This is a genomic window from Fluoribacter gormanii (assembly GCF_900156395.1).
GTDB lineage: Bacteria > Pseudomonadota > Gammaproteobacteria > Legionellales > Legionellaceae > Legionella > Legionella gormanii.
Map to the genome: position 1 here is coordinate 1 of NZ_FTNL01000037.1, position 25,251 is coordinate 25,251.

Genomic DNA, 25,251 nt, shown 5'->3' on the forward strand with positions numbered 1-25,251 from the left:
TGGCGTTAGCAATGATTTGATTCGTCGTGTCTATGAGCACAAAAATAAGCTAGTTGCTGGATTCACCAAAAAATACAACGTGGATCGATTGGTATACTATGAAGCTTGTGGGAGTATCATTGTAGCCCTTGAACGAGAAAAACAAATCAAGGGTTGGTCACGAAAAAAGAAGCATGATTTGATTAATGCATTGAACCCAGAGTGGAATGATTTGTATCAATCGATTCTTTAAAAATTGTTCCACCTGACAGGAGATCCCTCACCCTCGCTGCGCTCGGGTTCGGGATGACGTGGGGAGTTACTTTTAAATTTGGATGCTATTGCTTTCTTGTTGTTTCAAAATATATTAATAGATAGGGTTTATTAATTAATGGTCACCAATGAAACTGATAATGAATAAAAAAAATACTGGGGATTCAATAACGCTAGAGCTGGAACCAACAACGACAGTGAAGGAGTTATTGCTCATTCTTTATGATTATCGAAGTAAAATTTATGATCGTTTGTCTTTTAATGAGTATCAAAAATATATTTCAGTGTATCAGTGTCTTTTATATGGGGATCGATTCAAAAATAAATTGCTTCCAGAGACCAACTTGGCGGATTATCCGCTTGAGAATCCCTGTTATTTGACTTGGGAAGAATTCACTGAGGAGCGATGCCTTTCATCCCATAACGAGCCTATAGGTAATAAGCTCCTTTTTTGGCAGGACAGCATGAAGCCAGTTACATTAGAGATTGAAAAGGAACCTTTGTCAGATCGTAGTAACGAGAGCATCGAGTCAGTTATGCCTTAAGCGTTAAACTGCCTTAACCTCCGTGGGATTCCATTTCAATAGAAATGTCTCATCAATTGACAAGACATCCTTTATCGAGTCGAACTCCTGGAGAACTATGATTCTCTTCTTTAGACTCAAAGAAATTCAGAGCCTTGGAATGTGTAGATGGGGGAATGGAATTGCTAATGGCAGGAGTTGGTTCGGCTACATAACCTAATCTACTCAAGAGAGAGACGTTTTGATTCTCAGCAGTTTCTAAAGCCATTCCTGCATTTGCATTATTTGCAGCCGCAGACATCACTTCCTGGTGTTTGAAACGATACAAATTAGTTAAAACAATCGCAGATTCAAGCACCATTAATGCAACACCCACGGCGGGATTAAGTGCAAAACCTAGCGCCACAAACAATCCGCCTGCGACTAAAGTAATGATTGAATTATAACTCAAGCTTATGGATAGATTTTGGATAATGTTTTGCTTTGTTTTTTTTGCGACATCAAATGCAGTTGCAATGGGAAATAATATTCCTTGCTGAATTACCACGCCGGCATGTTGTTGAGTGATGGTATCCCCAATGCTTGATTTAACCGCGATTCCAAGATCGGAATAGGCAATGGCACTCACATCATTGGCAGCATCTCCAACCATAGCTACCTTACAACCTTTTCGTTTTAGCAGTTCAATATAGCTTATTTTGGATACCTCATATGGGCCAGTAACAGCGCCTACTGTATTGGCACAAATATTTTCCTCCGAAATACCCAATGAAGCGGCATATTTTTTTGCCGTGGCTTTATCTGCTCCCGTACAAATATGAACTGTTTTACCCAGGCGCTGTAGTTGTTTTACGGTGGCAATAGCATCTATACGCAAAGGGTCAGTTAAAGCAACTTGTCCGATTACAGTTGAGCCGCGTACAATATATACGCCTCCGTTTTCAGGATCATCAAAAGGCTCATTGATATCAGTAATTCCATTTGCAAAAAGCATTTCTTTGTTGCCAATCATGAATGTTTCGCCCTCAATCACTGCCTTTATTCCTGAGTGATGGCTTTTATCAATGGCGGTGATTTCTAAAGGTTCCTCCGCAGTGATATTTTGATCTTCTATATAAGACCTGATAATTTGTGCCGTAGGGTGGTCCGATTGGCTTTCTAATAATGCGATATGGCGCAAGAATTTTTTATCAGCAATCTGCAATGTCTGCACCTCAATGTTTCCTTGAGTCAGAGTGCCATTTAAATCAAAAACAACGGTATCAATATCAGCGGCTGCTTGTAATGCTTTTCCATTGTTAAAATGAATCCCGTTTTCGGATGCCTTTTTCATCCCGATTTGGACTGCCATAGGCGTAATCAGGCTCAAAGCACATGGACATGCACTCACCAGCACCGAGATGACGCATTGAATAGCTATGGCGGGATTAAATACCGAGCCTATGACTATGCCGGAGATAAGTGCTATTGCGAGCAAACCGGGAATAAAATATTTCAATACTTTATTGGCAAATTGTTCAATAGGTGCTTTTTCAGCATTTGCTTGCTCAATATTTTTTGCAATTAATGATAAGTAGGAGTTTTGGTATGTTTTTGTAACGCGCATTTCCAATGAAGGAATATGATCCGCCAAACGCATTCCCGCCTTCACCTTCTCTCCTGGATAAAATGTTTGCAGGTGTGGTGAACCATCGATGCGCGTGGTGTAAAGTAGAGCGGTTGTTGTTAATATCCCATCGACAGGAATAACCTCTCCTTTTTTAATGATAATGATATCGTTAGGGATTAAATTTTTGGCTGAAATGGCCTTCTCTGACTTCCCTTTTAACAGTACTAACTGAGGCAAGCAATCGCGCACATCTAATTTTTTGTTGATTTCATCAATTAAGGTATGTTCGATCCCCTCGCCTAAATGCCAGAAACCCAAGACTAATGGCGCTGCCTCAAACATCATCGGTAATCCAGGAATAAACAGGCTTGCGATGGACACCGCAACGATGGTCAGGGTGCTAATTGCGTATAAGGTTGTAGTATCCCATTCCTTTTCAAGCAATGTATGCCAGGCTGATTGATAGACATTATATCCCAAATATAAGGTCATCAAGGTGGTAAGCCCTGTTATGATATAATAGGCAATCATCGGAATATTAAAACTCCCTACAGCAATAACGAGCATGCCTATTCCCCAAATCAAACCTAACGCAGCTTTAAGCCAATGATTTTCATCTCCATGAGAGTCGTGGGGATGATGGGAGTGACCATGAGGATGACTGTGGCCATGAGAGTGCTTGTGATCATGAGAGTGACCGTGAGAATGAGAATGTTTTGCTTTTTTTCTAGTCTTTTTATTATGGCCAGGGAGGGCGGGGTTGGTGGTCGATGCATGATCTACAGGCACTATTTCTTCTTCATACGCTATTACCTCCACGTCCATCATGTCACTTAAAACAATTCCTTCCTTTGATAAAAGCTGAGTCACGATTGTTTGTACAACACTCGAATCTTTAGACTTCGATAACAAACTGACGCTTTTTTCTGGACTGGTTAAATCGACTGCTACTCGTACTAACTTTAAGTATTGGGCTGAATGCAAAATCTGTTCGATTTTTGTTTGGATGCTTTCCAAATCGGAATGCGACACGTTATCAGAAAGGCGGAATCTATAATTAAAATACATTGGTTTCCTCCATTTAAAGGACAACATAAATGTTAAAGAGGAGCAACGCCCACTTCAGTTGTATATCAATATTAATTTCAGACCTGTTACTGGTAATTACAGACAGTGGTACTACCAAATAAGGTTTTTCTGTCCTAAAAACCGATAAAACAGCGTCTGGTATTTTGTTACAATGCGTCCTAGCCTGTAGAAAGTGTTACATTGTAACATTATCTTGCCAAAGAACAAGTCATATTAAATAATTTTTAAACCGAGAAAATTTTGCTAATATTTAGAAGCATTTGTTTGATAATTTTTCTGTAAAACAAGGACTATGGTATAATAGGACTAAATTATCCATTTAAAAAACGATTGATGAAATACAATTTGTTGGACAAGGCTTATAAGCATTGCATGCAGCATGGCTATCGGTTTACAGAGCCGAGAGAGCGTGTCCTCAAAATATTGATAGAGGAAAGAAAGCCTCTGGGCGCTTATGAAATCTTGCAAAGATTATCTACACAAATTGAAAATCCCAAACCGCCTACAGTCTACCGTGCGATTCAGTTTTGGCATCAAGAGGGATTTATTCATTGTATTGATAGCCTTAAATCCTATGTTGCTTGTTTGCATGGGCATCATCTGGGGCAAGCCCAATTCCTAATTTGCAACCAGTGTGATTTCGTCCGAGAATTAGAATGCATTATTGATTTCACATGCATCACAGAATTAGCAAACTCACTTCAATTTTCAATTATCAATTGCACTACAGAAATCAAAGGATTATGTGCTCGTTGCAAATTGACAAACCAAGAAAATTAGGTCGATTTTTGTCAAAATCCGCACATACGATTTCTCTTATCTATTCAAATCTACTCTTATCTTGAAGTGGATTTTTATCATCCCAGGTGAGCTATCTATTGGTAAAATTAGTACTATTATTAGAATGAAATACTAAATAATCGAGGGAGAGGAAAACATGGCAGATGAGGAAATAACAACAACTTCATGGTTCTCTCGATTAAAAGAAGCGTTCCTGGGCATTTTTATTGGTATTGCATTAATTATTGGGGCGATTGTTCTTGTGTTTTGGAATGAACAGCACAGTTTACATATGGCACAATCGTTGGCACAAGCAAGAAATGTTCTAATTGCTGTGCCCAATACCCCAATAAATAAACAAAATAATCTCAAGGTCATTTATTTAAGTGGTTTAGCCACCACTAAAGATAATTTGGATGACTCTTTGTTGGGGATAACTGTAAATGCGATTAATCTTAATCGCAAGGTTGAAATGTATCAATGGAAACAAAAAACTCAAACGCGTACAGAATCACAACTAGGTGGTTCAGAAAAACATATAACAACTTATACTTATGATAAAGTCTGGTCGGAACGTTTAATCGACAGTTCTAATTTTAAAACTCCCGAAGGGCATCAAAATCCAAAGTCTATGCCAATTCAATCACAGGTGCATTACGCAAAAACAGTAACTGTGGGGGACTTTTTGCTGCCTGATACTCTAATTAAACAGATTGATCTCAGTCAGCCAATCAGTTTGGCCCGGGTTGATAAAGAAACCTTAAAAAAGCAATTTAATAAGCCAGTGACTTCAATGAATAATGAATTGTATTTAGGACAAGATCCTCAAAATCCTCAGCTGGGTGATATCCGTATTAATCTAACGGCTGTTGAACCGCAAACAGTCAGTATTATTGCACAGCAAACCGGAGATACGCTGCAAGAATATCTCGCACCGGCTGGACAAAGTGTCATTCTATTATCAACAGGCCAGCATTCAGCTGACGAAATGATTGCCCAGGCCCAATCACAAAACACGTTGCTTGCATGGGTCTTGCGTTTATTTTCTTTACTCCTGCTCATTGGCGGATTCTCTCTCATCCTGAAACCATTAGTTATTTTGGCCGATGTAGTTCCCTTTATAGGTGCTGTTGTAGGGTTTGGCACTGGATTTGTAGCCTTTTTATTAGGTTTTAGTGTGTGGCTTATTGTTACCGCAATTGCCTGGTTTACTACACGACCGCTCATGTCGATTGGTTTGTTAATTATTGCGGTTATTGGTAGCTACATATTGATCCAGTTAAGGGCAAAAAAGTCTAAAGTTTCTCTGCCTGAAACGTCTCACAATTAATGTGCATCGAACGTATCGTGCATTTGAACGGAGGATATGTCATCCCGAACCTAAGTTTATTCCTGAACGCCGTGAAGTCTGGATGAAAGCACATGCCATAACCGGGAAATCTGTGTCAGGAAAACCTGGTTTTTTGTTTTGCTACACCCAGGCTTTTATCTTTAATCTACACGCTTCGAGCGATTTCTCAAAAATGTAACCCTTAATCCTTAATAGGAGGGAGAGTAAAACCTATGATTTAATGGTTTTGAGTCAACTTGATGCGCTAAGTTGCTGATTTGTTGCCGTAACTCGCCAATGGTATTTTGCTGCTGTTCAATCACCGTTTTTTGTTTTTCTTCTTTTGCTTGCATTCGTTTGAATAAAATGTAGAACACATAAATAGCCGTGCGTTCTTTTGCAGTAAGACTGGCTAGTTTTTTGTGAGTTTCTTTTTGTTCATTTGTTAATAAACCAAGCTCTTTTTCTTGTTCTGAATTTACTTTTTTTTGTAGGGCATTTTTTTCCAAAAGTTCAGGTACTAAAAGAGCATGTTGATGTTCCATGCATATTTGTTCTGCAATGTCACCAATTCGAGCATTGGAAGTTTGTGTGCTTATATTAAAAAGTCTCAAAACACTATCGTTTAAAATATCCCCTGAATTACATAGATCACCACCAATATAACCATCATTTTTTAAACCAGACAACGCAATGGTCCTTTCCTCAGTGTCTTCAGATTTGCTATAAGTCATTCTATAGGTTTTGTGCTTTGGTGTATCCAACAGCACTCTAAGATCAACAAGCAATTGAAAAATTTGATTTTTGTACTCTTCTAATTTGGTAGACTCAAGCGAAGCTGTTTTGTCCAGAAGTTCCTTTAGTGACGTTATTTCATGCAAAATATAATATAAGAAGGGTCTTCGACCGCTATCGCTGCATTGCTTGATGAGCTCATTCAAGCGTATTTTAAAATGAACTTCTTTATTCTGAATGATTTCTTTAGCGCGAATTAGTGATTTTTCTCTGAGTAGTTCCTCATTAGTTTCACTAACCAATTTTTTTACTTTTGGCTGACTGTCATGATAGCGGACTATGACTGCGGTCAGGGAGTAAATTAATTCTTCTAGTCTTGTCATGTATAATTCCTTTTAAAGCTAAATCCATTAGTCTAAATGTGGAACTACATACCAGCTTGATATTTCACTATATTGAATGTTTCGCAGAAGTGCAAGTATTCAAAATATGAAATCTTGTTTACAAGATTTCTCTATCTGCTATCTATCGCTACTTAAAGATCGTTGTAGGAAATTTTTTAAAATACCTTTTACCAGGACACTAATCTGGATATCTTATATAAAATAATCTGTTGGCTGCCTGATGCAGCAACGCATTTAAAAATATTAGGACAGGGAATAGCATGTTTTATTTAATCAATAAATTACGCTTTATGTTACTTTTTATTTTGCTCATTGTATTTTGTTTATTTAAATCGATTGCCACGCAACTGCACTGGTGGGAACTGCATGAGATTGTTTTTGCATTACTTATTGGTTCATGTCTTTTAATCATTGGACATAAAGAAAAGTTAGTTATCACTTTGATAACATCAATTATTTTGATTCAAATTGTATTATTTGTGTTGCACTTCTGTTGTAGTAAACAATTAATCGATGCTTTTAGAACTTTTTCTATTATTGTCTATCTAGTAATACTGAATTATTTTTGCCTTTATTTCACTTTAAAAGATAAAACAATCAGTATTACAACCTTATTCGGATCCATCTCCGGTTATTTATTTATTGGGCTTATTTTTGCTTATATTTTTTTACTTTTGGAATTATTAAGCCCTGCGTCATTTTCTGGTTTAACAACAGAGCATGAGTCGCAAGCAGTATATTTTTCATTGATCACATTAACGACGGTAGGTTATGGTGATATTGTTCCAGTCAAACCCATCTCGCAAACGCTTTCGTGGATTGAGTCCTTAATAGGCCAATTTTATTTGGCAGTTCTAATTGGACAAATGGTGGGGCGTTATGTTGCAAGGAAATAAAAAATAGCACCCACTCTGCAAGGAGTTTTGCATATGGGCAAACACGCAGAGCAGTTCTTGCAGGGTTGAGAATGAGGAGAACAATCTACTATTTCTTTTTATAATAAGTCCCATCGGCATAAACATTATGACCAAAACCACAATCTGCATCAGAGCCTTCTTGCTTGACGATCAACATTCCAGGCTTGATGAATGTGATGGTGATTGTACATGAGCCATATTCAGAGGAGGAATATACAGCTGTATCCCCTTTAATATTAGCCACGCCAGATAGTTCTCCCATATTGGCTTGAAGCTCTCCATTAACTTTATAAGGGTAAACTAATTCAAAGGAAATATTAAGTTTTCCTCCTCCCAAGGCACGAACTGTCAGGGTATTGGAAACATCATTATGTGGTGCAGGAAGTTTCATTATGAAGGTCCCATTTACTTCTTCTTTAGAGACACTGTCTCTATGGGTTTCGGTATAACCCAACGCTGAGTAAACAATTAATAGGCTTAACAAGGTACTTTTTATAAATCTGTGGCTCATAGTCGTGGTGATCCTGTTTTATTTTATTAAGCTATCATAAAGTGCTTACTTGAATGTTCGCAATTTTTTTGTGAAATAAAATGGGCTTGCCACATTCCTTTGCAAATCATTAGTCCAATTTATCAAGATAAGTTTCTTTGGTGTATCGAGCCGCAATAATCGCTATAACCACCCAAAATATAATATAGAATGCAGGAGTATATTTATTTCCAGTTAACTCAACCAAGGTTAAGGAAACTAGGGGCATGGTGCCGCCGAAAACTGCCTGACCAATGTTATATCCAATAGAGACGCCACTGGCGCGAATCGCAGTAGGGAACATTTCTGCAAGCATCGTAGGGACTGTAGCATTTAGTGGTGCAAGTATGATTGCTAACATTATTTCTCCTACAAGGATATGCCACCAGTTGCCGCTCAACAAAAAAACAAAGAGAGGGTAAATAAAAACGGAAATACCAACAGCCCCCAATAAAAAAATGGGTTTCCTGCCAAAGTAATCGGATAATAAGCCCATCAATGGAATTAATATCGTCAACACCAATAGTGCTATAAAGTTAGCGACCAGAGCATCTTTTAATAAAAATCCTTCTGATTTCACGAGAAAACTGGTTACATAAGCAATGAGTAAATAGTTGCTCATTGCTAATATACTCGTAAAAATAATGGCTAATAATAATTTGCGCTGATGGAAAACGAGCACAATCTTTGCTGGAGGTTCGCTGGTATGTTTGGTTTGCAAAAAGGTTTCAGGTTCAATACTTTTAAGACGTAAATAAATTCCTATTAATCCAAGTAGGGCTCCGATTAAATAAGCCAAACGCCATCCCCAAGAGCGAAGAGTCTCTTCAGTCAATAAAACGCTGAGTAACGATGCAGTAAATGAACCTAAAAAAATACCCAGAAAAGCAGTGCTTAATACTAAACTTCCCGCAAAGCCACGTCGATCACCTGCCATATGCTCAATAAGAAAAGTGGTCGAACCTGGAAGTTCTCCTCCCACGGCAATCCCTTGAATTAATCTAAAGAAAACAAACAATATCGGGGACAGGATGCCCAAAGAATGAAAATCCGGTACCAAAGCGATACATGCTGTAGAACCTGTCATAATAGACATGGAGAGAATCAAGGTTTTTCTTCTGCCAATATGATCGGCATAATGTCCTAATAACACCCCTCCTAATGGACGCATAAAAAAGCCGACCGAAAATACGCCAAAGGTGAGAAGGAGGGAAATAAAATAGACATTTGATGGAAAGAATATTTGTGCAAATAAGGGGGTAAAATTGGCATAAAGAAGAAAATCAAACCATTCTAAAGTATTTCCGTATAAACCGGCAAAAATACTTTTTCTCTTCGTACGATCCATAATTGTATTTTTTTATAGTTTCCTTTAGTTCTTTATAAACTATTTTACTTTGATTTGTCTCTATTTTATTTCCTAGCCTGCAAACGAGGCATGTGAAGCTGTTTAGCATTAATACGAGCTATGCTTTGCAATAATCCTGGAAAGAAACTCAGTAACGGATGCGTACTAGCGCGAAACACTTGGGGTTTGAACATTCTCTAATAACTGTGTTTTAGAGGGACTTTTTATTGAACCACGAAACAACGAGGGGGATTTCTCTTTTATTCCTTGTTCTAAAAAAATAAACTCTTCTGAGTTAATCCAAAAAGGACTCCATGCCAATACGCCCTTTGGAGTAATTCGGATTGCTTTTTCGGAATCAAGAGCAAATGTCCATAATGCAAGTGGGGGTTCATTCCAATTTTTTCTATGAATGTTTTCATCCATATCTACATCCATAATTAGCGTTTTTCCATCAGGAGCGACGTGGATATGCGAACCGCTACTCATGCTTGAATGCGCAATAATCTCATTAAGGCGCCATTTTTTTATTAGATTTCCTTCAAAATCCATCCAATAAATTGCATTCAGATCATGGCTAAAAAAAGATGCTCCATTCGCAGCCCATGCTGGACTGTATTCATTTTGGGTGTTTTTTATGATGCGATAACCACTGCCATCAGCATTGATTAATGCCAGGTGCCAATCACTGCCTATAAAGGTATTGAACAGTAGCTTTTGGCTGTCGGGCGACCACACCGGGTTAAAGCTGTTTGAGGAAGGGACATTCTTCAATAAGGTAACTTTACCTGTTGCAAGTGCTATTATTGCCAGGAAGCGGTTTGCGGATTTACTGTTATCCACTACATTGTAGGCGATGTATTTCCCATCCGGAGAAATTTCCGGAATGTATCCTTCAGTAATTTTTTTGGCGTTACTGCCATCCATGTTGGCAGTCCAAATCGAACCATAACGTTCAAAAGCGATCATGGATTTAGCTTGCGCAAAAACACAATGCACTAAGACAAACAAGAACAAATAAATTCTCATAGGAAGTAAATCTCTCCTAAAAAATTAAAAGTAACCACACATGAAAAGCGTTATTTTGACCCGGCTCGCTCTGGAGATCAAATGCTGTCTTTATTCTGCATGCGTTGAGGTGGATTTGCTGGATAAATACTCATTATCCATGTTATTTGCATCTGTTTATTCACTATGGAGGGTGATAACATCAGCAACGATTAAGGATAAGCTAAGGAAAGTGATACCATGAAGGAAGGAGTCAATTCGTTTATTTTTTTTATAGCCCTAATTGCTGGATTTGGAGGGTTTTTATTTGGTTTTGATTCGAGCGTCATTGCGGATGTCAAAGATCAAGTTATGACCCAATTGTCTCTTTCTGAGTGGCAATGGTCCCAGATAGTGAGCATTAGTATCCTAGGTTGTGTTCTTGGTATTCCTTTAAGCGGCTTCTTTGCTGATAGACTAAGTCGGCGTTTCTTACTAAAAACAGTTGCAATGGGCTTTATTTTGGGGACTGCCCTATGTGCGCTCACCGATGATTTCATATTGTTATTAACAGGTCGATTCATCATCGGTATTTGTATCGGTATTGCTTCGTATATTGCTCCGTTGTTTATCGCGGAAATTGCTCCTCCCAATAGAAGAGGAACTTTAGTTCTGATTAATGGTTTAACGATTACCTTTGGCCAAGCTTTAGCCTATTTAATCGGTTATTTCCTTCATGATTATTCTGCAAACAGTTGGCGATTGTTATTTGGTATGGGAAGTATTCCTGCCTTGATTCTATTTACCGGGATGCATTTTGTTCCCCATTCGCCACGTTGGGTTATGAAGAAGTATGGAGTGAGTAAAACACTCCGGCTTTTAAAGCGTATCCGCCCTTCGGGTTATGACATTCAAAAAGAAATCAATGAAATTCAGAGTAATTTAAAACAAATTCAATCGAATAATAATTTATTATCCAAAACGCCAATTATGTTCGTTCTCGCGGTTGGGATTGCTTTAGGGATATTTCAGCAATTCTCAGGAATTAATGCCGTAATGTATTATGGGCCAGTGATTTTTGAATCAGCAGGTTTTTATCCCGTTACTAATGCCATTTTTGCCACTTTTTGCATGGGTGCAGTTAATTTTTTATTTACGCTTCTGACTTTATTTTATATCGATACCCTAGGTCGACGCTTCTTATTGTTAAGCGGTACGATGATTGCTGCATTGAGTCTTTTTGTGGTTTGCTTGTTATTTAATACGCCATTACCAGGTCAAAAATTCTGGATATTGGGGGCTTTATCAATATACGTGATGGGTTATTGCATTAGTGTCGGGTCTTTATTTTGGGTATTAATCTCTGAAATTTATCCTTTATCGGTGCGTGGCCTGGCGATGAGCATTGCCACTGTAGTGCAATGGGGCGCTAATTTTGTAGTCTCTATATCCTTTTTGGCGATTTACCAGAATTTAGGAGAGGTACTTACTTTTGCTTTATTTGGTTCATTATGCTTAGTGGCCTTTTTCTTTATTTATCATTTTGTACCTGAAACAACAGGAGTTTCTTTAGAAAAAATAGAAAAAAATTTGCTGGCAGGTAAAAAAATCAGAGACATTGGCAAGCCAGTATCACCAATAAAAACAAATGAATTTGAATTAGTGAGGGATTAAAAAATGGATAATGAAAATCAGCAAAGAAAATGTCGTATTGGAATCATTGGTGCGGGACGAATCGGTAAATTACATGCAGAGAATATCAAAAACTATTTACCGCAATTTGATTTAGAAGCCATCGCCGATCCTGATTTGAATAAAGCGTGGGCAGATAAATGTTCTATTGCAGGCCAATACACTCATTTTGAGGAAGTACTGTTTCATCAAGATTTGGATGCGATTCTAATTGCCTCACCTTCGAATTTACATGTGGAGCAGATTAAAGCAGCAAGTGAAGCGGGTAAAGCAATATTTTGTGAAAAGCCAATTGGTTTGAATGAAGAAGAAATTTTGGACGCGTTACACACAGTACAGGCAAACAATACGTTATTGCAGCTTGGTTTTAATCGACGTTTTGATCCCAGTTTTGCTCATCTGCAAAAACAGGTACAAGCAGGTGAAATTGGCGCTGTTCATCTGGTTAAGATTACCTCTCGTGACCCTGTTTGTCCTTCCAAAGAATATAGCGCTACCTCCGGTGGTATGTTTATGGATATGACCATTCATGATTTTGATATGGCGCGTTTTCTGACCCAATCAGAAGTTGTTGAGGTATATGCAACAGGAGCCGTTCTTATTAATCCTGATTTTGAGGCATTGGATGATGTGGATACAGCAATCATCCAAATGCGTTTTGCCAATGGTGCTTTGGGAGTAATCGATAACAGTCGTCAGGCCGTTTATGGATATGATCAACGGATTGAAGTCTTCGGTCAAGAGGGAATGTTGCTGGCTAATAATCAATTGAAACACTCAGTGATGCATTATGCCAATAAGTTTACTGAACAAGCCAATCCGGAATATTTTTTCCTTGAGCGCTATCACCAGGCATTTAGAGCAGAATTAAGTTCATTTTATGATGCATGGCGACATAATCAACCAAGTCCTGTGTCTGGGAGAGATGGGTTGCTCGCTTTACGCATCGCGCAAGCAGCGAAACAATCATTAGTAACCAAATTACCTGTTTTTTTGAGTTGAGGACGGCATGATTCATCAATCATTTTATTTTGATGCCACAAGACCTGTGGATTTGATTTGTATGGGGCGTGTGGCAGTTGATCTTTATGCAGAGCAAATTGGCCTTGCACTTAGCGATGTCCAGAGTTTTAAAAAATACTTAGGCGGCTGTGCGGGAAATATCGCTGTAGGCGCGGCCCGCCTTGGCCTAAACTGTATGATGTTTTCTTGTATTGGCCAGGATGAGATGGGGCGTTTTTTAAAAAGCGAACTCGAAACGGAAGGGGTTAATACGGATTTATTGCAGGAAACGGCGCATCATTTGACCGGTCTTGTATTGCTCGGGATTAAGCCGCCGCATGAATTTCCTTTGATGTTTTATCGCACTGATTGTGCGGATATGCAAATTAAGTCACATCAAATAAACCAAGATGTATTGCAGCAGGCGAAAGCCATTTTAATTACAGGCACGGGTTTATCCACAGCAGCCATGCGACAAACAACTGAAGAAGTGGCTCAACTTGCACGACACGCCGAAACTGCAGTAGTTCTTGATCTGGATTATCGTCCAGTTCTTTGGGGACTAACTGCATTGGGCGACGGGGAAACACGATACCTTCAGAGTCAAAAGGTGAGTAAAACCTATCAACGCATTTTGCCTTTTTGTGATTTAATTGTTGGTACGGAAGAGGAGATTTGTATTGCCGGTGGCTGCGATGATGTTGATAGTGCTTTAAAGAAAATACGGGAGTTAACTCAGGCGCCTGTAGTGATAAAACAAGGTGAAAAAGGATGTGAAGTTAATTTTGCCCGCAGCCGCCAGAACCTGCCAACTAAACCGTTTCCTGTCCAAGTACTTAATGTTCTTGGCGCTGGAGATGGATTTATGGCGGGTCTTTTATCGGCTCTTTTAAGAGGACAATCCTGGGAGGTTGCTACTACTTATGCAAATGCCAGTGGTGCCTTAGTCGTCACGCGTCATGGTTGTGCCCCCGCCATTCCCTATAAAGAAGAACTAGAATATTTTATTCACCATTTTGATGAACATCCGCAGATTTGGAACAGTGCTCATTTAACGCGATTGCACCAAAAAAAGGCGCATCCTCAGTTGCTTATTAAGAATCCACAAGGGTTCACAAGCGGATTCAATTCGATTGTCACTATAAATCCTTTATCGAATGACAGCATGAATTTTAGCTCGATCAAATTAAATGCGGGTCAAAAATATTTATTTAATGAGCATTATGAATTTGCGGCGCTGTTAATGACGGGAAGCGTGGAATTTCATTTTGCGCATCAACGTCAGCATGTCGCGCGATACGATTATTTTTCTCAAGAACCTATAGTTTTGCATTGCTCTTCAGGCCAAACAGCGGCTGTTGAAGCGTTGACGGATTGTGAAATTTTATTGATTGAAACAGAGAATGATGCTTCATTTGACCCTTTATTATTTAATCAGTCTAATCTTTTGGAGTTGGATAATCGAGGAAAAGACATTTTAGACGATACCTCGTATCGCATCGTAAGGACGGTATTTGATAAGCGCAACAGACCTGAGTCTAATCTGGTCGTTGGCGAAATTATTACCTTTCAAGGGCGATGGTCAAGTTATCCCTCCCATTATCACGATCAACCGGAAATCTATCATTATCGTTTTTCAGAACCACAAGGCTATGCGTTTGGTGAAAATGGAAACGAGGTTTTACGTATCGAAAATTATGATACGTATCGCATTGCGAACGGTCAGACCCATGCTCATTGTGCGGCCCCTGGGTATGCTCTTTATACACTTTGGTTTATACGTCATTTAAAGGATAACCCTTACACGACACCAACCTTTATCAAAGAGCACGAATGGACGAGAACGCACAAGGCAAATAATCGGGTATGGAAAAATAATAATCTTATAGGATAGCATTCATGAAGATTAGATTGACAATGGCCCAGGCCTTATTGAGGTTTTTAGCAAATCAATATGTCGTGTTGGATAATAAATCACATCAGTTTGTTGCCGGCGTATTTGGAATTTTTGGGCATGGCAATGTGACTGGTTTAGGCGAGGCCCTTGAATACGACAATTATGGGTTGACTTATTATCAAGGGCATAACGAACAAGGAATGGCTCATACAGCGACGGCTTATGCGAAACAAAAAAATAGATTAAGTATTTTTGCTTGTACTTCTTCTATAGGTCCAGGTGCGACCAATATGATTACTGCAGCAGCTACTGCAACAACCAATAGAATTCCTTTATTGTTGCTTCCTGGTGACATATTTAGTTGCAGACAACCGGATCCAGTATTACAACAACTTGAAACATCACACGACTATACCCTGTCTGTTAATGATTGCTTCAAGCCGGTGAGTAAATATTGGGACCGAATTACGCGTCCAGAGCAGTTGATGACGGCGTGCATTAATGCAATGAGAGTGCTTACCGATCCTGTTGAAACAGGTGCAGTTACCTTATGTTTGCCGCAGGATGTGCAAACTGAAGCCTATGATTATGATGATTCTTTTTTTGAAAAACGTTGTTGGCACATTGATAGATCGCCGATTAGTGAACGTGCTCTTGAGGAAGCAACGCAACTTATTCTTAAAGCCCAAAAGCCTCTCATTATTGCAGGAGGGGGCGTCCATTATTCATTGGCGGCTGAGGTGTTATCGCAATTTGCTGAACATCATAAAATTCCCGTTGCTGAAACCCAGGCAGGGAAAAGTGCTTTGCCAGCAAGTCATTCTATGAATGTAGGCGGAGTAGGTGTTACGGGTTCTGAAGCAGCAAATGTTTTGTGTGCACAAGCTGATGTGATTTTAGTGATTGGTTCACGTCTGCAAGATTTTACTACCGCGTCTAAATGGGGTTTTAAAAATCAAGAATGCCGAATTATTCATCTCAATGTTTCTCGTTTTGATGCGATCAAAATGAATGGTTTGATGTTGAAAGGAGATGCAAAAACGGGCTTGGAGCAATTAGGGAGGAAATTGGGTGCGTATCAAACACTCCAAGAGTATCAGCATCAGATACAGGGTTATCAAAATGAATGGCAGCAGGAGTTAAAACGGATTGGTGCTTCGCCGCAATCTGCAGAAGGTGGATTATCACAAACTAAGGTCCTTAGTTTGTTAAATGAGATGGTAACTGAAGAGGATGTTATTATCGGTGCTGCGGGCAGTTTACCCGGTGACTTGCACCGTCTTTGGAAATCCAAAAAGCCCAAAGATTATCACCTGGAATACGCTTATTCGTGCATGGGCTACGAAGTCGCAGCGGGTTTAGGGGTACGATTAGCTCGAGAAAATGCTCCTGGTGAGGTGTATGTTTTGGTGGGCGATGGCAGCTTTGTGATGATGCATTCAGAACTGTTGACGAGTATTCAAGAGCGAAAAAAAATGACCATTATTATTTTTGATAATCATGGTTTTCAATGCATTAAGAGTTTACAGGAAAGTCAGGGTAGTCAAGGCTTTGGAAATGAGTTTCGTTATCGAGAGGCTAAAACCAATAAATTATCAGGGGATTATTTACCGATTGATTTTTGTAAATATGCCGAGGGACTCGGCGCTAAAACATTTTTGGTAGATTCTTATGAGCAGCTGAGTGTTGCTATGGATGCGGCTCGCAATGAACAACATTCCTCAGTGATTGTAGTGCCAATACGGCCCAAAACCATGAGTAATGGTTATCAAACCTGGTGGCGTGTCGCCGTTGCAGAAATATCCAATTCTGAAGAAGTAAATAAGGCGCATCATGTGATGCAGGAACAATTAAAACAGGTCAGAGAATATTAAGGAAAAGATGTATGCCTATTAAACTGGGAATAGCGCCAATTAATTGGTGCAATGATGACGATCCTGAATTAGGAAAAGAAATTAGTTTCGAACAATGCATTAGCGAAATGTCGGCAGCAGGTTATGTAGGGACAGAACTTGGTACTAAGTATCCTCGCGAAGTTTCTGTTTTAAAAAAGGCGTTAAATGAGCGTGGATTGCAGTTATCAAGTGCTTGGTTCAGTACTTTTTTTACCGATCCTACACAGTATGAACAGACTTTATCGCGATTTATGGAGCATTTAAGTTTCATGAGAGCGATGGGGGCATCGTTCATCAATGTGTGTGAATGTGGACAGGCTATTCAAGGAACAGAACTACCTATTTTAAGTCCGCATAAGCCCGAATTTAGTGAGGCGCAGTGGGGAAAATTGCTTCAAGGATTGCATGCCATTGGCCGTATTGCCCATGATTTTAATATGCAGCTAGTTTATCACTATCATGCAGGCACGGGAGTTTTTTATGAGCATGAAATCGATTATTTAATGGAAAACACAAGCCCTCAATTGCTTTCTTTATTACTTGACACCGGACATGCAGCGTTCGCTGATATTGATTCGCTGGATTTAATCAATAAATATAATGAGCGCATTTTGTATGTTCATTTAAAGGATATTCGTGCTGAAGTTCTCAACCGAGTTAAGAATGATCAGATGAACTTTATGGATGCAGTCCGTGCAGGGGTATTTACTGTTCCTGGAGATGGCGCCATTGATTTTGTTCCTATCATTAAGATGCTGCAAAAACATCAATATTCCGGGTGGATGATCGTTGAAGCAGAACAAGATCCCGCTAAAGCGCCTCCACTTGCATACGCGCGAAAAGCCTTTGATTTTTTGCAGCAATATCTTAAGAAGAAATAAAACTCCAGAACAAATTTTATTGAAGGTGCATAACCAGGGATTATTTACACACTAATCCCTGCAACGCCCTACCATCAAATTCGTTAACCAAAAGCTCAATTTTTTGTCCTAATTGGTTTTTTCCTACTATTTTTTCAGAGGCTTTATAAAAATAAGACATGACATTATAACTGGTTGGATTTTCCTCTTGGCGTCGTTGTATTTTTTGCTCTTCCGAACGCATGTTCTTTAATAACGCCTTCATCAACTCCTGATAGCTGACATCATCTTCTTTCTTGTTAAATCGAGAACAAAGATCGCCCACGCTTTGAATATACTTAAAGATCAATTGTTTTTTTGCATCAAAAATATCTCTATCTGCCTTATTGACTGCAATGTCAAACTCTCTTTCAAGAATATATTCATATAAGATAAATGAAAACTGACAAATCCAGGGAACATTCCTCTCGTTGCTGAATAACGATTTATCTTTAATGTCAGTAATGAGAGAAGGGCTACTTTCAAACAGGTTACGAAGTGCATTAATAAAATTGATTAGGCTGCTATTAAAAAGGCTTTCATAAAGATCTGTTGTAAATTCTGTCTTGCATTCTTTATTGTATTCTTTGACTGCGGCTTTAACTTCTTTCAGATTCAAATTGATTTCTTTTAAAATTCGTTCAAAGTAGTCAAGATAATCATTATCATTAACGTCTATTTCTTTGATTTTTGTGATTAAACATTTAGCAAAATCATTCCTTTGAACCAATAATTCAGCTTCTTTACCTTTATAGGTTTTTTCATCCGCTTGCGTTTGATAGGTTTCCAATATTTTTTGACAATAACGGTCTGTCATATCCTTAAAAATGCCCATTATCCCTCTCTTGTTTAGTTAGCCAGAAAAATCCTCAAAGTTACAGTCTGTTTTTGAGGACATCCATTCTTCCGTTCACAGCATTGTTTGCAAAAGCACTAATGTCAAAATGATAGGCTGATGAAAAATATGTTTATTTTTCAATAACAACAGCCTTTTTTCCTATATGCGATATCTTCTGTCGTCATTATTAAAAATATAATTTCTACGAAGTCTTCATAACAAATTGTTCAATTTGATTTGCAGGAATTTAGAATTCAAAATGAAGCCATGAAAATAGTTAAGGTAATCATTGTGCTTAATATTAACTCATTGTGAGCGATAGTAAAAGTTATTTTCTTGAGTAAAAAAATTCTCGTTTGGGTGCAGGAAAATAGGAGAGAAAGGTCCAGATTTTAATCGATATGATTTGGGCTCAATCTAACGAATTGTCAACGGATCCTAGTTATTAATTGGTTAACTGCAAAAATAAGTTCCATGGATGGGTAGGATTTTTTCACTAACTGAAAGTTGAACAAAGAAAATCTAGACCATTATTTTGCGCATCAAAATAAAGAGAAGGCATATCTGTGTCAATTGTTGCATCCTTTTTAATCCGTAATTCCCCCGTCATCCCTTGTTAAAAGAATTTCAAACCTAAATATTCAACTATAATAACATTATAAGCGAGGAGTGGAGCGACCTAGAAATTTTGTGGTAAAAAATAATAAATTTTCTTTAAACTCGAATACATTCCAGGTGTTTGCTCATTAATAAATGCAGTTTTTATTTGAGGCCTCTTATGGGATATGCACTATTGGATTTTTTAGATTATGGTAGTGATGGGAAAGTGACATTGGATGCAAGAATTGAAGGAAAAAAGGCCACTTCCTTTCAGGACTATTTACATGTTTTAGATAGCGTTACGCGTATCAGTCAAAATGAAGAGGATGCTCCCTTATCTCCAGCGCATGTGAGAAATTTGGCAAAAATTTTGTTGCAAAAATATCAAGCACATCTTAGAAAGACGCAAAACGATTGGCACGATAAAAATAATTCTCAATTATATACCGTAGCGAAACAGCTGGAAGCTTTTGCTTATCTAACAGGAGAACAAGAGGCAATTAAAAAAATACTTATAGAATTCCCCTTGTTGAACTCTGTAAAATTTGATTATGAAGCGTATCAGTACGATAACTTTTTAAATAATATGGATCCGCTTAAATTTAAGAATTTTGATCGTAATTTACTTGCATTACAAATGATGATTCGCGTATTGGATCCCCGTTATATCAATCAACGAGATGAGCAGGTTTGCGGCGTCAATGCTTTTGTACATAATATCGCCTTATTTAATCCATTGAAATACGTACAAATCGTATCTGAGATTGCTTCAAAAGGAGTCTGTGATCTTAAAGAATTTGCTGGCAAAGAAGGCCTATTGCGCATCGAAGTTACTGAATCGGTCGCAAATAAAAAAAGTGACCAGGGAGATACTATTCGAGATGTAGATCATGTCATTTTAAATGGGATACGTTCTTCGGAAAATTCTATTGCTCGTTATAGCGAAGAAGGTGCGGAACTGGCCAAACAGCTGTTTGGTGTTACGACCCACCAGGAAATAAATCGGTGGATGAAACAAGCCGGTTATCACCATGTGCAAAATATTCCCATCCATAATCGGGAAGCAGTAAAGCAATTACAATTACTCATCCAGGATGGTTACAAGGTTGGTTTTGCAGGAACAGGGAGTCTCGCTTCATATATTCTCGATCCCGATGAAGGGGAGCCTGAGCGTCAAAATTTAATACAACGCTTTATGGATGGTCATTTTTTTATTATTAGAAATATCGACTATGATGAACAAAACGATATGGTAAACGTCCGCATTATGACTTGGGGGCGGGAAGAATCAGCATCCATTCCATTTGATGTATGGAAAAAGAATGTAGGGCTTGTGGGCACAGCGGTTGTTGGTCAAGATCCCTACATGAGCTTTATGTTCCGTGCTCGCGCTCGAGAGATAGATGATTTGCAACATAGCACTTATTGCTCTCCTGAAGCCTATTGTTTGAATGTAAAGAATATCATCGGAGGTACGCCTGGATATGAAAAAATTAATAAATTATTGAGTCAGGCGTTTAAGCATGAGAATGGAGTAACCTGGTATCAAGCAGCCAAGCAAATACAAGATATGATCGAAGAATTACCTAAAGAAAAAGCGCTAATGATCCCCTCAAAAATATCGATTATTCCCAATGTTACACCGGAGATTAAAACGGGGTTTGACCGGATTCATCACCTACATAGTCGCACTGAGAAAATTAAGGCTTTAGAATACCTTGGAACCCAGGATAATATTGAAGTTCAGCGGCAATTAATGCCATTGTATGCACAAGCAGGACAATGGGACAAGATAAGAGAGCTATTGGCGAACATAGATGATTACAGTCGTACGGATAGGGAGATAATCTATGAAAGTCTGGAGCTGGGATGTTGTCTTGTACTTGGAGACGTAAAAGTCCCCAAAGATATAGCGGAATTGGTAGAAGAAAATACAAAATTTAATTTTAAAGCCAAGGAATTAATCCGAGTATTAAGTGAAATTACCGGCATACCTAAAGGGGGGGCTTTTACCTATGGCATTCGAAGCAGATTGTTAGAGGTGGTTAATCATAGGCTTGAGGAAGAGGAAAAAGAAAAAGCTCATAGTCTTAGTGAGGTCGTTTTATATAAGAAGGATATTTTTAATTTAGTGTCGCTACTCGATAAAGAAATCCATGGCATGGACCCGTCCCATAAAATTATGAGAAAAGATCAGCTGAAAACATTTTGTAATGTACTTGTTGATAGAATAGAGAACAAAGACTCATTGCAAGATCAGGTTGATTTACACTTTGCTTCGAGCTTAAAACACAAACTACCCAGAGTTTTAAGAAAAATATCTGAGTTTTTTTTAAAAGTCGCTTCGATTTTTGATAATAATATCATAACCAAGGGTGTAGAAAAGATTAAGAGTTTTAAAGAAGAGCTCGCCAATAATAGAGAAAAAGGTGGGCCAGAACAATTGGATTCAAGTAGTGTAATGCAGAACTCAATGCCATCTTAACTTATTCAATATGTAAACTATAGTGTGTCTGGAATGCAAAAGTTATAAGGAATAATAAGGTTTGGTAGCTCGTGCTTCTATATGTTCAGTGAATTTACTAAAGGAATTGAGGAACTGTTCGGGTAAATCCAGGGATTTTATCAAGTCACCCATTCTTTGAAGGTTGGGTAAGATCTCATTAAGAACTGTTGCATCGATTTCTTCTTCACTATCCAGATCGTTACTATTTGTAATGGCAATAAGTAACTGGGCTATTTTAGGCGGTGCGAGCATTAATAATGCGTGTAATGTTTCTTCATCACTCGACCCAGCTGTTGAATTTTTCAAATGTTCGACGATTTTTTCTGTTCTTTTGAGGTGGTAAGATGGAAATTTGCTTAAGTTAATCAGATTAGTTAAGGAGTAAGTCAAATAATTAAACTTTTCAAGTTGTAGCACTCGTTCAACGATTTGATCCTCTTCGCTGAGCTCGTCTATGGTTTCGGCTTCATGTATATAACTTGCAAAAGTCTCCAAATCAGATTCAGTATAACTTCGAGCCAAGCCAAGATAATAGAGATCGCGAATTGCCCGACTCCCTGGTTCTGCGCTGATGTGGCCAGTTCTATTAGATAATTTGTGTTCTTTGCGAAGCGAATTTTCACAAAGAGTTCCACCTTCAATGGTCCAATATTCCTCAGCCGAAGGCCCATAACTATATATAGACCTTGTAGGATATAAAGACTGCATCAAGGGATCGTCACTATATTTGGGCCCCTGGAAAAAAGGTCGAAAATTATCTCTGGCTTTGCCCGTAAGATTGTGCAGGGCGTGAATAAGCTCATGACCTAATAAAATAAAGGGCGGGCCAAGATCAGTTAGTCCCTTGCCAGCTGAGGCGTATACTTCCAAATTCAACGAAGAAAGTTTATCATTATAGCGATAATCTACCCCAATGTGTACCTTCCCAGAACCGACTCCGCGAAGGGTCTCCCTTTTAAAAATCGTTTTAAAATCTTGCTCGGGTGTTATTGATTTTCTGGAAAATTCCGGGCTTGTTTTTGCGAGCCCTCCTGCCGCCATTGAACATTCAAAATTATTGCTGGGCTTTAGGATTAATTGAGCTTCCTTGGTTGTTAGCAAATAATTTAGTTTTACAATCAACTTTATTCCTTCGGGTCTGGAAGCAATTTGCATTAAGAGTGAGTTAATATAATTAAATTGTTCGCTAGTAAGTGAATTATTTTTACTTATATTAGTGAGTAGTTGATAAAAATTGGCTCGTACAATTTCTTTAGGCTCTTTCCCTTTTAATTTAGGAAGAATGTACTTGTCGTTTAATGAAATTTCTTGTTCATCATGAATATAGAGCGCTGAATTTGCATATAAATTCTTTGTTAATTCATTATGGGCCACTTGTAAGTCCCTCAAGATATTTTTTATCGCGAGAATTTTTTTGAAAAATATAATTTGCTCCTCTTTCGAGGCTTCAGGGTTAAAGTGTGCATATTGCGCTTCGATTGCTTCGTATGCCACATGATTTAACTGATCAATATAAGCGGCTCGTTGCATTAAGTCATGATCATAACCCTGAGGTAACTCACTTTGATGGTTAATGCCCAACCCAGATAATTGTTTGGAAATAGCCTTAATTTTCTCTGCCATGATCAAATAAGATTCATTTGGCCTTGTTAATAGTATAGTCGATTATGATTTGGTCAATTTAAAGGGGGATGATTGCTACTGTTTCTTGCAGAGGGAATTTTAATTAACACAGGGAAATTGTAACGAGGAGAAACTTCGATTAAAGACACGTTCTATACTTATGAAAACCCAACACTTTGTTTGGAACCGCGATGCACGAAAATTTTATTTCTAACTTGTTGAGTCCCATCACGTGGCTGTTTCTTATTGAGGCTTTTTTCTTAATTTTTGTTACTGCATTCGTTTGGAATATTTTCCTTAATTTGCGATATAGCAATGTTTTATTTCAGTCACTTAATAAAACATGCAAGGTATCTGCAATATTATCGAAGGCAGTATTCTTTTTACCTATTGTACTTATTGGATTGCTCGCAGAGTATGAATGGTCATTGTTAAGCCAGGTGAATTTCTTTCCTTTAATCAGTTCCCCATTTGTACGATTTAATTTTATCGGGATTATTGTTTCTTTAATTGCATTAATTTTTATTAGAAATCTGGATAAAACAAAAAGAGCTGAAAAATTTAAGCGATCTATATTTTTTGTTACTTATGTTCTTGTTTTGTATCTATTTTATTTAATCATTCTTATGGGCACAGTTATAACTCGTTTGAACGCCTTTCCTGATGGATTTCTTAAAAGTTATTCTTATCCAGTGGCGGAACGTATAAACTTCTATGTTCTTTGTGCATTATTCTTGGTTCATTTGCTTATTGTTCACTTTGCGGTATCTGTTAAGACATTACAGCGAGTTTTGCTCTTATTGGCTTACACCATTGCCCTTACTTTTGCATATTCAATTGTTTTCTAAAACATGAGTAGTTCCTATGCGGAGATAAGGAAATTATTGGAGTCCAGGTGAGAGACTCCTTTATTATTTAATAAAAAGTTTTTTAGGTGCATCAAAAGCATAGATTACTCCAAAAGCGACCTGTGCTGTATTTGGATAAATTTTGGTGTCTTTGGTAACGTTGCCAAAAGGATCAAACATATGGCTTTTTATCTTACTGTAATTAATTTGGCTATAATCCATCATCAATGTCCACCGTTCAAGCATGTTATAACGAACTCCTGCTCCATATCGAATGCCGCTGCGGTTTGAGGAGGAACTCTTGATCGATGGATCGGACTCATTAATTTTTACCCAACCATTTGCATATCCCGCTCGTCCATAGACTAAAAAAATGTCGGAAAGAAAAAAACCTGGCAATAAACTCACCCCCTCACTGTATTTAACTGTAAAGGTGGTTTTGGAAAAATTTCCATGAAGGAGTTCGTCGTTAGTCAGTTTGTATTCAACCGAGCTTATATTGGCATTAACTTCCCCGGCAAGATAATAACGCTTATGTCGCCAACCATAACCGCCAAATAGAGTTCCAAATACTCCTAGACCAGAAAAATGCTGCGTATCTAGTACATCAAAAGAACCTGGTCTCACCACATGTGCTTTTTGCGTAAAATGGGCTCCTTCAGGTCCAAGCCCTGCACCGATGTAAAACCCCGAAAAACAAGGGCTTGCAAATAATAAAGATGCGGTACCAAGTAACTTCATTTTCCTTAACATATTATTTCCTTGAAAATAAAAAATTTTAGCTCTGTAATCATCAGAATTTATTGTGACTAAGGTAACTCCCCACGTCATCCCGAACCCGAGCGCAGCGAGGGTGAGGGATCTCCTGTCAGGTGGAACAATTTTTAAAGAATCGATTGATACAAATCATTCCACTCTGGGTTCAATGCATTAATCAAATCATGCTT

Annotated in this window: 20 protein-coding genes; 12 read left to right on the forward strand and 8 right to left on the reverse strand. The window is 38.3% G+C overall.

Annotated features, from left to right (window positions below):
* Together BW930_RS15910 and BW930_RS15915 are read left to right on the forward strand one after the other, a co-directional pair.
* On the forward strand, nt 1-232 hold a 232-nt coding region (locus BW930_RS15910), incomplete at its 5' end, for a GIY-YIG nuclease family protein (protein WP_076547595.1).
* A 160-nt stretch (nt 233-392) separates the two neighbouring features.
* On the forward strand, nt 393-797 hold the full coding sequence (locus tag BW930_RS15915) for a hypothetical protein (protein ID WP_274519368.1): 405 nt from the start codon (nt 393-395) through the stop codon (nt 795-797).
* 52 nt (nt 798-849) lie between these two features.
* On the opposite strand, the gene BW930_RS15920 is transcribed toward BW930_RS15915, so the two are convergent.
* Nucleotides 850-3,453, reverse strand: coding sequence for a heavy metal translocating P-type ATPase (locus BW930_RS15920; RefSeq protein WP_058467512.1), 2,604 nt, complete (start codon nt 3,451-3,453; stop codon nt 850-852).
* A gap of 354 nt (nt 3,454-3,807) precedes the next feature.
* Between BW930_RS15920 and BW930_RS15925 the strand changes: the two genes are divergently transcribed.
* The gene (locus BW930_RS15925) at nt 3,808-4,254 is read left to right on the forward strand and encodes a Fur family transcriptional regulator (RefSeq protein ID WP_058467513.1); all 447 of its coding nucleotides are present in this window, start codon (nt 3,808-3,810) and stop codon (nt 4,252-4,254) included.
* A 157-nt stretch (nt 4,255-4,411) separates the two neighbouring features.
* Complete coding sequence (locus BW930_RS15930) at nt 4,412-5,584, forward strand: TMEM43 family protein (protein ID WP_058467514.1); 1,173 nt, start codon at nt 4,412-4,414, stop codon at nt 5,582-5,584.
* A gap of 209 nt (nt 5,585-5,793) precedes the next feature.
* On the opposite strand, the gene BW930_RS15935 is transcribed toward BW930_RS15930, so the two are convergent.
* Nucleotides 5,794-6,702, reverse strand: coding sequence for a hypothetical protein (locus BW930_RS15935; RefSeq protein WP_058467515.1), 909 nt, complete (start codon nt 6,700-6,702; stop codon nt 5,794-5,796).
* A 281-nt stretch (nt 6,703-6,983) separates the two neighbouring features.
* Here BW930_RS15935 and BW930_RS15940 point away from each other — a divergent pair, with 281 nt between their 5' ends.
* The gene (locus BW930_RS15940; protein ID WP_058467516.1) at nt 6,984-7,619 is read left to right on the forward strand and encodes a potassium channel family protein; all 636 of its coding nucleotides are present in this window, start codon (nt 6,984-6,986) and stop codon (nt 7,617-7,619) included.
* Between the two features lie 88 nt (nt 7,620-7,707).
* On the opposite strand, the gene BW930_RS15945 is transcribed toward BW930_RS15940, so the two are convergent.
* The 3 genes from BW930_RS15945 to BW930_RS15955 all read right to left on the reverse strand — a co-directional run bounded on the left by BW930_RS15945 (nt 7,708) and on the right by BW930_RS15955 (nt 10,546).
* Nucleotides 7,708-8,151: a hypothetical protein gene (locus tag BW930_RS15945; RefSeq protein WP_238587841.1), complete on the reverse strand. Its 444-nt coding sequence runs from the start codon at nt 8,149-8,151 to the stop codon at nt 7,708-7,710.
* Nucleotides 8,152-8,260: 109 nt separating this feature from the next.
* A complete protein-coding gene (locus BW930_RS15950) occupies nt 8,261-9,517 on the reverse strand; it encodes an MFS transporter (protein ID WP_058467517.1) in 1,257 nt (418 codons plus the stop codon).
* A gap of 165 nt (nt 9,518-9,682) precedes the next feature.
* A complete protein-coding gene (locus BW930_RS15955; RefSeq protein ID WP_058467518.1) occupies nt 9,683-10,546 on the reverse strand; it encodes a TolB family protein in 864 nt (287 codons plus the stop codon).
* A gap of 219 nt (nt 10,547-10,765) precedes the next feature.
* On the opposite strand from BW930_RS15955, the gene BW930_RS15960 reads away from it, so the two are divergent.
* From BW930_RS15960 to iolE, 5 genes are read left to right on the forward strand one after another with little or no spacing between them, the layout of a single operon-like run.
* A complete protein-coding gene (locus BW930_RS15960; protein ID WP_058467519.1) occupies nt 10,766-12,178 on the forward strand; it encodes a sugar porter family MFS transporter in 1,413 nt (470 codons plus the stop codon).
* A gap of 3 nt (nt 12,179-12,181) precedes the next feature.
* Nucleotides 12,182-13,198 (forward strand): inositol 2-dehydrogenase, encoded by a 1,017-nt coding sequence (gene iolG / locus BW930_RS15965; protein WP_058467520.1) that lies wholly within the window; start codon nt 12,182-12,184, stop codon nt 13,196-13,198.
* Nucleotides 13,199-13,205: 7 nt separating this feature from the next.
* The gene (gene iolC, locus BW930_RS15970) at nt 13,206-15,092 is read left to right on the forward strand and encodes a 5-dehydro-2-deoxygluconokinase (protein ID WP_058467521.1); all 1,887 of its coding nucleotides are present in this window, start codon (nt 13,206-13,208) and stop codon (nt 15,090-15,092) included.
* 5 nt (nt 15,093-15,097) lie between these two features.
* The gene (gene iolD, locus BW930_RS15975; protein WP_058467522.1) at nt 15,098-16,969 is read left to right on the forward strand and encodes a 3D-(3,5/4)-trihydroxycyclohexane-1,2-dione acylhydrolase (decyclizing); all 1,872 of its coding nucleotides are present in this window, start codon (nt 15,098-15,100) and stop codon (nt 16,967-16,969) included.
* Between the two features lie 11 nt (nt 16,970-16,980).
* On the forward strand, nt 16,981-17,871 hold the full coding sequence (iolE, locus tag BW930_RS15980; RefSeq protein ID WP_058467523.1) for a myo-inosose-2 dehydratase: 891 nt from the start codon (nt 16,981-16,983) through the stop codon (nt 17,869-17,871).
* A 40-nt stretch (nt 17,872-17,911) separates the two neighbouring features.
* On the opposite strand, the gene BW930_RS15985 is transcribed toward iolE, so the two are convergent.
* A complete protein-coding gene (locus BW930_RS15985) occupies nt 17,912-18,724 on the reverse strand; it encodes a hypothetical protein (protein WP_058467524.1) in 813 nt (270 codons plus the stop codon).
* A 781-nt stretch (nt 18,725-19,505) separates the two neighbouring features.
* Between BW930_RS15985 and BW930_RS15990 the strand changes: the two genes are divergently transcribed.
* Nucleotides 19,506-21,812, forward strand: coding sequence for a hypothetical protein (locus BW930_RS15990; protein ID WP_058467525.1), 2,307 nt, complete (start codon nt 19,506-19,508; stop codon nt 21,810-21,812).
* Nucleotides 21,813-21,854: 42 nt separating this feature from the next.
* On the opposite strand, the gene BW930_RS15995 is transcribed toward BW930_RS15990, so the two are convergent.
* Nucleotides 21,855-23,456 carry a type III secretion system effector protein gene (locus tag BW930_RS15995; RefSeq protein WP_058467526.1) on the reverse strand — a complete coding sequence of 534 codons (1,602 nt, stop codon included), beginning with the start codon at nt 23,454-23,456 and terminating at the stop codon, nt 21,855-21,857.
* 191 nt (nt 23,457-23,647) lie between these two features.
* Between BW930_RS15995 and BW930_RS16000 the strand changes: the two genes are divergently transcribed.
* Complete coding sequence (locus BW930_RS16000; RefSeq protein ID WP_058467527.1) at nt 23,648-24,304, forward strand: hypothetical protein; 657 nt, start codon at nt 23,648-23,650, stop codon at nt 24,302-24,304.
* A gap of 63 nt (nt 24,305-24,367) precedes the next feature.
* Here BW930_RS16000 and BW930_RS16005 read toward each other — a convergent pair whose 3' ends face one another.
* Nucleotides 24,368-25,057, reverse strand: coding sequence for an outer membrane protein (locus tag BW930_RS16005; protein ID WP_058467529.1), 690 nt, complete (start codon nt 25,055-25,057; stop codon nt 24,368-24,370).
* Between the last annotated feature and the right edge of the window lie 194 nt (nt 25,058-25,251).

What these genes read in the sequence shown, in the direction of transcription:
- BW930_RS15940 (WP_058467516.1), top strand. Translation starts at nt 6,984, where the DNA reads ATGTTTTATTTAATCAATAAATTACGCTTTATGTTACTTTTTATTTTG.
- BW930_RS15995 (WP_058467526.1), bottom strand. Translation starts at nt 23,456, where the DNA reads ATGGCAGAGAAAATTAAGGCTATTTCCAAACAATTATCTGGGTTGGGC.
- iolC (WP_058467521.1), top strand. Translation starts at nt 13,206, where the DNA reads ATGATTCATCAATCATTTTATTTTGATGCCACAAGACCTGTGGATTTG.
- BW930_RS15925 (WP_058467513.1), top strand. Translation starts at nt 3,808, where the DNA reads ATGAAATACAATTTGTTGGACAAGGCTTATAAGCATTGCATGCAGCAT.
- BW930_RS15930 (WP_058467514.1), top strand. Translation starts at nt 4,412, where the DNA reads ATGGCAGATGAGGAAATAACAACAACTTCATGGTTCTCTCGATTAAAA.
- BW930_RS15915 (WP_274519368.1), top strand. Translation starts at nt 393, where the DNA reads ATGAATAAAAAAAATACTGGGGATTCAATAACGCTAGAGCTGGAACCA.
- iolD (WP_058467522.1), top strand. Translation starts at nt 15,098, where the DNA reads ATGAAGATTAGATTGACAATGGCCCAGGCCTTATTGAGGTTTTTAGCA.
- iolE (WP_058467523.1), top strand. Translation starts at nt 16,981, where the DNA reads ATGCCTATTAAACTGGGAATAGCGCCAATTAATTGGTGCAATGATGAC.
- BW930_RS16005 (WP_058467529.1), bottom strand. Translation starts at nt 25,057, where the DNA reads ATGTTAAGGAAAATGAAGTTACTTGGTACCGCATCTTTATTATTTGCA.
- BW930_RS15920 (WP_058467512.1), bottom strand. Translation starts at nt 3,453, where the DNA reads ATGTATTTTAATTATAGATTCCGCCTTTCTGATAACGTGTCGCATTCC.
- BW930_RS15960 (WP_058467519.1), top strand. Translation starts at nt 10,766, where the DNA reads ATGAAGGAAGGAGTCAATTCGTTTATTTTTTTTATAGCCCTAATTGCT.
- BW930_RS16000 (WP_058467527.1), top strand. Translation starts at nt 23,648, where the DNA reads ATGCACGAAAATTTTATTTCTAACTTGTTGAGTCCCATCACGTGGCTG.
- BW930_RS15985 (WP_058467524.1), bottom strand. Translation starts at nt 18,724, where the DNA reads ATGGGCATTTTTAAGGATATGACAGACCGTTATTGTCAAAAAATATTG.
- BW930_RS15945 (WP_238587841.1), bottom strand. Translation starts at nt 8,151, where the DNA reads ATGAGCCACAGATTTATAAAAAGTACCTTGTTAAGCCTATTAATTGTT.
- iolG (WP_058467520.1), top strand. Translation starts at nt 12,182, where the DNA reads ATGGATAATGAAAATCAGCAAAGAAAATGTCGTATTGGAATCATTGGT.
- BW930_RS15990 (WP_058467525.1), top strand. Translation starts at nt 19,506, where the DNA reads ATGGGATATGCACTATTGGATTTTTTAGATTATGGTAGTGATGGGAAA.
- BW930_RS15950 (WP_058467517.1), bottom strand. Translation starts at nt 9,517, where the DNA reads ATGGATCGTACGAAGAGAAAAAGTATTTTTGCCGGTTTATACGGAAAT.
- BW930_RS15935 (WP_058467515.1), bottom strand. Translation starts at nt 6,702, where the DNA reads ATGACAAGACTAGAAGAATTAATTTACTCCCTGACCGCAGTCATAGTC.
- BW930_RS15955 (WP_058467518.1), bottom strand. Translation starts at nt 10,546, where the DNA reads ATGAGAATTTATTTGTTCTTGTTTGTCTTAGTGCATTGTGTTTTTGCG.